Annotated in this window: 1 protein-coding gene; it reads right to left on the bottom strand. The window is 47.1% G+C overall.

The window, feature by feature from the left end; all coding sequences use genetic code 11:
• The coding region (ccsA, locus tag R7R78_RS25965) for a cytochrome c biogenesis protein CcsA (protein WP_225474591.1) at positions 1-749 on the bottom strand (749 nt) is incomplete at both ends.

Genomic DNA, 749 nt, shown 5'->3' with positions numbered 1-749 from the left:
GATATGACCACCAGTCCACTGGCCACATAAACCATATAAGCTCGACTGATCAAGGAACGTAATCTCAATGGTTTGATGGCATCTCCACGCACAATCAGTACGCCAAACGTCATCAATACTAACGCACTAAGCACAGCAAGCAGGGCTAAACCTTTGGTAGGATCCACAGCAAAAGCATGCACCGACGTTAATACGCCAGAACGTACGATAAATGTCCCGAGAATGCTTAAACTAAAGGTCGCAAACGCCAACGCGTATGTACTCCACAACGCTCCCTGATTTTTCTTTGCTAATACCCCGCTGTGCAGGAGTGCAGTGCCGGTTAACCACGGCAATAAAGAGGCATTTTCTACTGGGTCCCAAAACCACCAACCTCCCCAGCCAAGTTCATTGTATGCCCACCAAGAGCCGACAAGGATACCAACAGTCAGAGTTCCCCAGGCAAAATACGCGGCCTTTCGCGTGCAACGGTACCATTCATTGACAGGCCGTTTGCTTAATAACGCCGCAAGTGCAAACGCCAAAATGGCGGAATAACCAACGTAACCTAAATATAAAAGTGGCGGATGAATGATCAATCCGATGTCCTGCAGCATTGGATTCAAATCACGTCCTTCTACCGCCAATGTTTTTGCGAACTCAAAAGGGTTAGACGTTGTTAACGTAAACCAAGCAAAAACGGCAATCAGAACATTCATAATGCCAAGGCAATCTGCGGTGTAGCATTGGTTAATCGGAGAACTAAGAGC

The sequence above is a fragment of the Vibrio sp. 2134-1 genome, assembly GCF_033339495.1.
This window is presented reverse-complemented; position numbering and strand designations above follow the sequence as displayed.